The organism is Micromonospora sp. WMMD1076, assembly GCF_029581475.1.
GTDB lineage: Bacteria > Actinomycetota > Actinomycetes > Mycobacteriales > Micromonosporaceae > Micromonospora > Micromonospora aurantiaca.
Map to the genome: position 1 here is coordinate 3427826 of NZ_CP120862.1, position 7861 is coordinate 3435686.

Annotated in this window: 9 protein-coding genes; 5 read left to right on the top strand and 4 right to left on the bottom strand. The window is 71.6% G+C overall.

Annotated elements, in window-relative coordinates:
- Positions 1–6: 6 nt before the first annotated feature.
- From O7622_RS16430 to O7622_RS16445, 4 genes are read right to left on the bottom strand one after another with little or no spacing between them, the layout of a single operon-like run.
- Positions 7–633 (bottom strand): isochorismatase family protein, encoded by a 627-nt coding sequence (locus O7622_RS16430; protein WP_282309045.1) that lies wholly within the window; start codon positions 631–633, stop codon positions 7–9.
- 3 nt (positions 634–636) lie between these two features.
- On the bottom strand, positions 637–2229 hold the full coding sequence (locus O7622_RS16435; protein ID WP_282309046.1) for a (2,3-dihydroxybenzoyl)adenylate synthase: 1593 nt from the start codon (positions 2227–2229) through the stop codon (positions 637–639).
- Complete coding sequence (locus tag O7622_RS16440; RefSeq protein ID WP_282309047.1) at positions 2226–3380, bottom strand: isochorismate synthase; 1155 nt, start codon at positions 3378–3380, stop codon at positions 2226–2228. The genes O7622_RS16435 and O7622_RS16440 overlap by 4 nt, the downstream gene beginning before the upstream one ends.
- Positions 3381–3399: 19 nt before the next feature.
- Positions 3400–4173: a 2,3-dihydro-2,3-dihydroxybenzoate dehydrogenase gene (locus tag O7622_RS16445; protein ID WP_282309048.1), complete on the bottom strand. Its 774-nt coding sequence runs from the start codon at positions 4171–4173 to the stop codon at positions 3400–3402.
- Positions 4174–4324: 151 nt separating this feature from the next.
- Here O7622_RS16445 and O7622_RS16450 point away from each other — a divergent pair, with 151 nt between their 5' ends.
- From O7622_RS16450 to O7622_RS16470, 5 genes are all read left to right on the top strand, one after another.
- On the top strand, positions 4325–5320 hold the full coding sequence (locus O7622_RS16450; RefSeq protein WP_282309049.1) for an ABC transporter substrate-binding protein: 996 nt from the start codon (positions 4325–4327) through the stop codon (positions 5318–5320).
- The gene (locus O7622_RS16455; RefSeq protein ID WP_282309050.1) at positions 5320–5940 is read left to right on the top strand and encodes a GNAT family N-acetyltransferase; all 621 of its coding nucleotides are present in this window, start codon (positions 5320–5322) and stop codon (positions 5938–5940) included. Before O7622_RS16450 ends, O7622_RS16455 begins: the two co-directional genes overlap by 1 nt.
- 64 nt (positions 5941–6004) lie before the next feature.
- Entirely contained in the window at positions 6005–7357 is a 1353-nt protein-coding gene (locus O7622_RS16460) for a SidA/IucD/PvdA family monooxygenase (protein ID WP_282309051.1), read from the top strand.
- Positions 7354–7608, top strand: coding sequence for a phosphopantetheine-binding protein (locus tag O7622_RS16465; protein WP_282309052.1), 255 nt, complete (start codon positions 7354–7356; stop codon positions 7606–7608). The genes O7622_RS16460 and O7622_RS16465 overlap by 4 nt, the downstream gene beginning before the upstream one ends.
- A complete protein-coding gene (locus tag O7622_RS16470) occupies positions 7605–7826 on the top strand; it encodes an MbtH family protein (protein WP_282309053.1) in 222 nt (73 codons plus the stop codon). The genes O7622_RS16465 and O7622_RS16470 overlap by 4 nt, the downstream gene beginning before the upstream one ends.
- Positions 7827–7861: the final 35 nt, after the last annotated feature.

Sequence of the window (7861 nt, forward strand, 5' to 3'; positions counted from 1 at the left end):
ACCGGCTCAGGCGAGCGAGGCGCGCACCTGCTCAAGGCTGAGCACCATTCCGCACCGGCGCGCCACGTAGCGCAGCGCGGCGAGGTGGTCGGCGCGGGTGAAGTCGGCGACCGCGTCGCCGACCACGAATGCCTGGATGCCACGCATGAAGGCGTCGCACGCGGTCGCCGCGACCCCGATGTGCGCGTAGATGCCGGTGATCAGCAGCTGGTCGCGGTCGCCGAGCAGGTCGCCGAACGGGCTGTCGACGAAGGCGCTGTAGCGGCGCTTCTCCACCACCTGGTCGCCCTCGCCGGGACGCAGCTCGTCGTGGAACGCGACGGCCGCCGGGTCGGCCGGCGGGCCCCATCCCCACATGTCGAGCAGCAACCCGCGGTCGTGCCGGCTCTGCCCACCCGGTTGCCGGGTGAAGATGACGGGAATGCCGAGGTCGGCGCAGACCTTGCGCAGGTCGGCGATGTTCGCCGCCGCGCGGGCGAGCGGCTCGGCGCCGTGGAAGGGCGCGGTGAAGTAACGCTGCATGTCGTGGACGAGGAGGACGGCGCGTGCGGGATCGGGCCGCCAGTCGACCCGGTTGGCCGGCAGTTCCCGCTCGGCCGGCAGCGGATAGCCGGGGATCTCGGGCAGCGACATGGTTCACGCCTCCTGGGCGAGCTGGGCGCGCAGCGCGGCGCGCAGGTCGGTACGACTGATCTTGCCGACGCCGGTGACCGGGAACCCGTCGACGATCCGTACCTTGTCCGGCACCTTGTAGGCGGCCAACCCCCGGGATCGGACGAAGGCACGCAGCTGGGCGGCGGTCGGCCGGGCGTCGCCGTCTCGTAACGTCACGAAGGCGCAGGTGCGTTCACCGAGGTAGGCGTCGGGGACGGCCACCACGGCGGCGTCGTGTACACCCGGATGGGCGAGCAGGTGGTTCTCGATCTCTTCCGCGGCGATCTTCTCCCCGCCGCGGTTGATCTGATCCTTGGCCCGGCCGGTGACGACCAGGTAGCCCTCGGGGGTGAGCCGGACCAGGTCACCCGTGCGGTAGAAGCCGTCCGGGGTGAAGGCCACGGCATTGTGCTCGTCGGCCCGGTAGTAGCCGCGGATCGTGTACGGGCCGCGGGTGAGCAGATGGCCGGTCCCGCCGGTGGCGACCGGCACGTCGTGGTCGTCCACGACGAGCAGTTCGTCGTCGGGGGAGATGGGCCGGCCCTGGGTGTTCTCGACGAGCTCGGCCGGGTCACCCAGCCGGGTGTAGTTCACCAGGCCCTCGGCCATGCCGAAGACCTGCTGCACGGCGCAGCCGAGCACCGGCGGGATCCGTCGGGCCGTGTCGGCGGGAAGCTTGGCGCCGCCCACCTGGAGCAGTTCGAGGCTGGACAGGTCATGCTCGGCCCGTTCGGCGGCGGCCAGCCAGACCAGTGCCAGTGGCGGCACCAGCGCGGTGATGGTGATCCGTTCCCGTGCGATCAGCGGGAACGCCACGTCGGGGGTGGGCCGGGGACACATCACGACCGTGCCGCCGGCGTGCAGGACGCCGAGGACGCCGGGGGAGCTGAGGGTGAAGTTGTGTGCCACCGGCAACACGCACAGGTAGACCGACGCGGTGGACAGGCCGCAGATGCCCGCGCTCTCCCGGACGCTGTAGAGATAGTCGTCGGCGGTGCGGGGGATGAGCTTCGGCAGGCCGGTGCTGCCGCCGGAGAGTTGCAGGAAGGCCAGCGTGTCGGAGGCCGGGTCGGGCAGGTCGACCGGGTCGGCGCCGAGGTCCGAGCCCGCTTCGAGGACGAGACGCAGGCTCGGCGCGGCGGCGCGGACCGCAGGGATCAGCGTGCTGTGGTCGAAGCCGTCGTGGACGCCGGGCAGCACGAGGGCGACCGCCTCGGCGTGCAGGCAGAAGTAGCCGAGCTCGCTCTCGCGGTGGGCGGGCAGTGCGAACACGGGCACCGCGCCGAGCCGGAAGAGACCGAACACGATGTCGAAGAAGTCGGCTGTGTTCGGTAGCTGTACCACGACGCGGTCACCGGCGCGGACGCCCCGCGCGGCGAACCCGGCCGCGAACCGGTCGGCCCGTTCGTCGAGTTCTCGGTAGGTGCGGCGGATCCCGCCGTCGACCACGGCGAGGCGGTGCCCGTGACGCATCGACCAGTCACGCAACGCGGCGCTGAACGACTGGCCGCGCCAGTAGCCGGCGGTACGGTAGCGTTCGGCGAAGGCCGCGGGCCAGGGGGTCAGGTCGGTCACAGGCCCAGCCCGGCGAGCATCGTGCGGAACTTCGCCGTGGTCTCGGCGAGTTCGGCGGCCGGGTCGCTGTCGGCGACGATGCCGGCGCCCGCGTACAGGCGGGCGGTGCGACCCTGGGTGACGGCGCACCGCAGGGCGATCACCCACTCGCCGTCACCGGTGGCGTTCTCCCAGCCCACCATGCCGGTGTAGAAGCCGCGGTCGAAGCCTTCGTACTCGGCGATGGCGGCGCGGGCGTCACCGGTCGGGGTGCCGCACACCGCCGGCGTCGGGTGCAGTGCCGCGCCGAGCGTCAGCGAGCTGATCGCCGGGTCGGCGACCCGGCCCCGTACCACTGTGGAGAGATGCCACATGGCGGCCGTCCGAAGCAGGGACGGCTCCGCCGGCACCTCGACGTCGGTGCAGAACGGGCGGAGCGCGTCGCCCACCGCCTCGGCGACCAGAGCGTGTTCGCGCCGGTCCTTACGGGACGCGAGCAACGCCTGAGCCTGCCCGAAGTCCTCGATCGGGTCCGCGCTGCGCGGCAGCGACCCGGCGAGCGGGTTCGCGGTCACCATGTCGCCGCGCCGGGAGACGAGCAACTCCGGGCTGTTGCCGACGAGTGTCCCGGCGGCGAGATCGACGGCGAAGGTGTACCCGGCCGGATCCCGGGCGGCCAGGTGGCGCAGCAGCAGGCCGATGTCGATGGCGGAGTCGGTGGTGACGTCGAGGGCGCGGGCCAGCACGACCTTGTCCAGCTCCCCGGCGCGCAACCGGGCCACGGCGCGGCGCACCCCCTCCACGTACGCGGCACCGACGGGCACCTCGACGGTACGCGCACCGGCGCTCGTCGGCGTGCTGGGCGCGGTGATCCGGTTCGGCAGCGGTCCGGCGCGGTAGGCGCGGAGCGGCACGCTGAGCCGCGGCTCGGTGTGGCTGTCGAACGGGACGGCACCGACCACTATGGGGTCGTCGTGTCCGTCGTCGGCCGCCAGGTCGAGCACCCCGCGGACGGCCGAGGGCAGGTCCCGGTCGGCCGGTACGGTGAAGAGCCGGCCCTCGGTGGCGATCGTGCCGCGCGGTGAGGCGAAGAAGAACGGCGTCTCCGGGCGGTACTCGGTGAGCAGGGCAAGGGCCTCGGTGGACGTGGCGTCGAACTGTGCAGTGGTCATCGGTACGGTCTCCCGGTGGTCAGGCGCGCAGAGTCGCGCCGCCGTCGACGTACAGGTCGTGCATCGTGATGTGACGGGCCTGGTCGGAGGCGAGGAAGAGAACGGCGTCGGCTATGTCGGCGGGGTCGGCGAGCCGGCCCAACGGGATGCCGGTGCGGTGGTCCGCCAGGGAGCCCGCGATCACCCCGGCGGCGGCGTCGGGGCCGGTCCACAGGGCGCGCTGCATCGCGGTGTCGGTGGAGCCCGGGGCGACCACGTTGCACCGCACGCCGCGCTCGGCGAGTTCCAGACCGAGGCACTTGGTCAGCATGGTGGTCGCCGCCTTGGCGGCGGCGTAGGCGGCCATCCCGACGCGGGGGATCCCGGCCGCGTTCGAGCTGACCGTGACGATGCTGCCCCGGCCGCGGCCGGCCATCCGCCGGCCGGCGCAGCGCAGCACGTGGAACACCCCGGTGGTGTTGACGTCGAACGTGGCGCGCCAGTCGGCGTCGGTGGTGTCCAGAACCCGCGCGGGACGCAGGATCCCGGCGACCGACACGCAGATCTCCACCGGGCCGAGATCGGCCTCGGCGGCCGTGAAGACGCGCTCGACGTCGGCGTTGTCGGTGACGTCGAGCGGGTAGGCGCGGGCGCCGGCCAGGGTCGCGGCGAGCCGGTGGGCCGCGAGCCCGTCCACATCGGTCAGCGCGACCAGCGCGCCGCGCGAGGCCAGCGCGCTCGCCACCGCGGCGCCGATGCCCCGCGCCGCTCCGGTGACCAGTGCGGTCCGACCGCTGATGCCGTCGGGTGTCATCCGTGCGGCGCTCCTTCCAGCCTTTAGGTTAGCCTTGCCTAAGGCGCGGACTGTACCGCACGGCTCGGGGCACCGGCGAGGGCGCCCGGCTTGTGGTCCGGGTCGATCGTATTTTAGGTTAGGCGAACCTAACAAGCGAAGGTGAATCCTTATGTCCATCAATCTGCGTGCGGTGGCCTCGGTGCTCGCGCTCGCGCTCGCCGGCGGTGCGCTCGTGGCCTGCGGTGACGACGAGTCGCCCGCACCCGCGGGCGGTACGTCGTCCGGGGCGGCCGCGTATCCCGTGACCATCAAGCACAAGCTGGGCACCACGACCCTGGAGAAGGCGCCGGAGCGTATCGTCGCGCTCTCCGACGCCGACCTGGACGCCCTGCTGCTGCTCGGCATCCAGCCGGTCGGCGTCGGCGCCTCGGTGCACGAGGGCGGCATCACGCCCTGGGCGAAGCCGAAGCTGACCGGCCAGCCGACGGTCCTGGAGCCGGGTGAGAGCGGCGTCGACCCCGAGCAGGTCGCGAAGCTCAACCCGGACCTCGTGCTGGCCGGCGGCGACTACTACGTCGACTCCGAGTACAAGGCGCTCTCCCCGCTGGTGCCGACCACGGCCTACGAGACGGGACCGTTCGAGGACCCGTGGCAGACGACCCTGCGCCAGGTGGCCAAGCTCGTCGGCAAGGTCGAGCAGGGTGAACAGGTCATCAAGGACGTCGAAGCGAAGATCGCCGGCGTCCGCACGAAGTACCCTGCCCTCGTCGGCAAGACCTTCAGCCTCTCGCAGGCCTTCGAGGCCGGCACGATCGGCGTGCTGCGCTCACCCGAGGACACCGGTGTGAAGTCGTTCAACGCCTTCGGAATGGAACTGGCGCCCGCCGTCAAGGAGCTGAAGAGCGAGGACTTCGCGGTCACGCTGAGCCTGGAGAAGATCGCCACGATCGACGCCGACGTGGTGATGATCTATGCCACCGAACCGCAGTTCAAGTCGGCGCTGGAGGCCAACACGCTGTTCAAGAACCTGAAGGCGGTCAAGGGCGGCGGGTACGTGCCGCTGGACCTCGTGCAGTTCACCTCGCTTCGCAACCCCAGTCCGCTGTCCACCCCGTACTTCATCGACAACGTCCTGCCGACGGTCGCCGCGGCGGTGGCCCGCTGATGGGGGCGGCGGCCTGGTCGCCGGCGTCCTTCCGCGAGGTGACCCACGACCTCGACCCGAGGGTGCTGGCGGCCGGTCCGCCGCCGCTGCCCGGCCCGTCCGCGGCCTGGCGCTTCCGGGTCGCCGACCCCGCGAACGGTGACGCGGAACTGATCGCGGACTGGATGGCGCGGCCGCACGTGGACCGCTTCTGGGAGCAGGCGTGGCCGGCCGAACGCTGGGCGGCGGTGCTGCGGCGGCAGCTCGACGGCGACTGCACCCGGCCGCTGGTCGCCGCCCGCGACGGGCTGGACCTCGCCTACCTGGAGGTCTACCGCACGCCACGCGACGTGGTCGGCCGGCACTACCCGGCACGCCCCCACGACCTGGGTATCCACGTCGCCATCGGACCCCGTGAGGCGACCGGCCGCGGTGTCGGCCGGGAACTCGTGCGGTCGCTGGCACACGCCCTGTTCGATGCGGATCGCGCCTGTACACGGATCGTCGCCGACCCGGACGTCCGGCACGACATCGCCCGCCGCATGTTCGCCCGCGCCGGGTTCCGGCCGCTGTCCGAGGTGGACCTCGGGCACAAGAACGCCGTGCTCATGTCGTACGAACGCCCGCCTTTACCCCGCTAACTAGTTAGGGTAGCCTAACCTGGCGCACGACGCGTGCGGCGCCGCCCACGGAAAGGGCATTGTCTTGGTCCCCTCGGACATTCAGGTCCACGACCTCATCGGCATCGGTTTCGGACCGTCCAACCTGGCCACCGCCATCGCCGTCGACGAACACAACGCGCGGTGTCAACGGGTCGAGGACCACATCGAGGCACTCTTCCTGGAGAAGCAGGCGGAGTTCGGCTGGCATCGCGGGATGCTGTTCGACAACGCCACGATGCAGGTGTCCTTCCTCAAGGACCTGGTCACGATGCGGAACCCGGCCAGCGACTTCAGCTTCGTGTCCTACCTGCACGCCCACGACCGGCTGGCGGACTTCATCAACTACAAGTCGATGTACCCGCTGCGGGCGGAGTTCCACGACTACCTCTCCTGGGCCGCCGAGCGGATGCGCCACCGGGTCGCGTACGGCCACACGGTCACCGACGTCGTTCCGGTCACCGGTCCCGACGGCGAGGCGTGGGCGGTCGACGTGACCACCCGGCACGGCGGCGGCACCCAGGTGTTCCGGGCCCGCAACGTGGTCGTCGCCGTCGGCCTGGAGTCCAGCCTGCCGCCCGAGGTGACCTCCTCCGAGCGGGTCTGGCACAACCTCGACATCCTGCACCGCGCCGCCGCCTTCGAGGTGGCGCGACCGCAGCGGTTCGTGGTGGTCGGCGCCGGTCAGAGCGCGGCCGAGTCGGTCGCGTTCCTGCACGAGCGGTACCCGAGCGCCGAGGTGTGCTCGGTCTTCTTCCGCTACGGCTACAGCCCGGCCGACGACAGCAACTTCGCCAACGGGATCTTCGACCCGGCAGCTGTCGACGTCTACTACGACGCGCCGGCGGACGTGAAGCGGATGCTGTTCGACTACCACCGCAACACGAACTACTCGGTGGTCGACGGGGACCTCATCACCGACCTCTACCGGCGGGCCTACCAGGAGCGGGTCCTCGGCCGGGGCCGGCTCCGGATGATGAACGCGTCCCGCGTCACCGACCTGCGCCCACGTCCCGACGGTGTCGACCTGGTGGTCGAACACATGCCGTCCGGCGAGCTGACGCCACTGGCCGCCGACGCGGTCGTGTTCGCCACCGGCTACCGGCCGGTCGACGCCACCCGGCTGCTCGGCGCAACCGGCCCGCGCTGCCAGCGGGACGACGAGGGCCTGCTACGCATCGGCCGCGACTACCGGGTGGTCACCGACGCCGCGCTGCGCGCCGGCGTCTACCTACAGGGCGGGACCGAGCACGCGCACGGGATAACGTCCACACTGCTGTCGGCCGTGGCGGTCCGCTCCGGGGAGATCGTCGCCTCGGTCGCCGCCGCGCTCGCCGAGCGCCACCCGGTCCCGGCGACCGCGTCGCGCGCCCTCCTCGCCACCGGGGTCCGGCAGTGACCGCCGGGGTGCCCTCGTCCGCCGAGGAACTCCAGGCGCAGATCGCCGAGGTGCTCGACGAGCCGGCCGACAGCTTCGGTCCCGACGACGACCTGATCGATGTCGGGCTGGACTCGATCCGCCTGATGAGCCTGGTCGAGCGGTGGCGGTCCGGGGGCGTACGGCTCGGCTTCGTGGAACTGGCCGACCAACCCACGGTCAACGGCTGGTGGTCGTTGATGACCGCACAGAAGGAGGATGTGATCCGATGACGACCAACCCGTTCGAGGACGACGACGCCACGTACCTCGTCCTCGTCAACGACGAGAACCAGCACTCGATCTGGCCGGCCTTCGCCGACGTGCCGGCGGGCTGGACCGTCGTGCACCCCGAGGACAGCCGCGCGAACTGCCTCGACTACGTCGAGCGGAACTGGACCGACATGCGGCCGGCCAGCCTCATCCGCGCGATGGACGCGCAGACCGCCTGAACCACCGGTGAGAGGCCCGCCGTCGATGCGGACGG

Bases quoted from the DNA above. Each gene is read 5' to 3' on its own strand.
- O7622_RS16445 (WP_282309048.1), bottom strand. From the start codon at position 4,173: ATGACACCCGACGGCATCAGCGGTCGGACCGCACTGGTCACCGGAGCG.
- O7622_RS16440 (WP_282309047.1), bottom strand. From the start codon at position 3,380: ATGACCACTGCACAGTTCGACGCCACGTCCACCGAGGCCCTTGCCCTG.
- O7622_RS16450 (WP_282309049.1), top strand. From the start codon at position 4,325: ATGTCCATCAATCTGCGTGCGGTGGCCTCGGTGCTCGCGCTCGCGCTC.
- O7622_RS16470 (WP_282309053.1), top strand. From the start codon at position 7,605: ATGACGACCAACCCGTTCGAGGACGACGACGCCACGTACCTCGTCCTC.
- O7622_RS16455 (WP_282309050.1), top strand. From the start codon at position 5,320: ATGGGGGCGGCGGCCTGGTCGCCGGCGTCCTTCCGCGAGGTGACCCAC.
- O7622_RS16430 (WP_282309045.1), bottom strand. From the start codon at position 633: ATGTCGCTGCCCGAGATCCCCGGCTATCCGCTGCCGGCCGAGCGGGAA.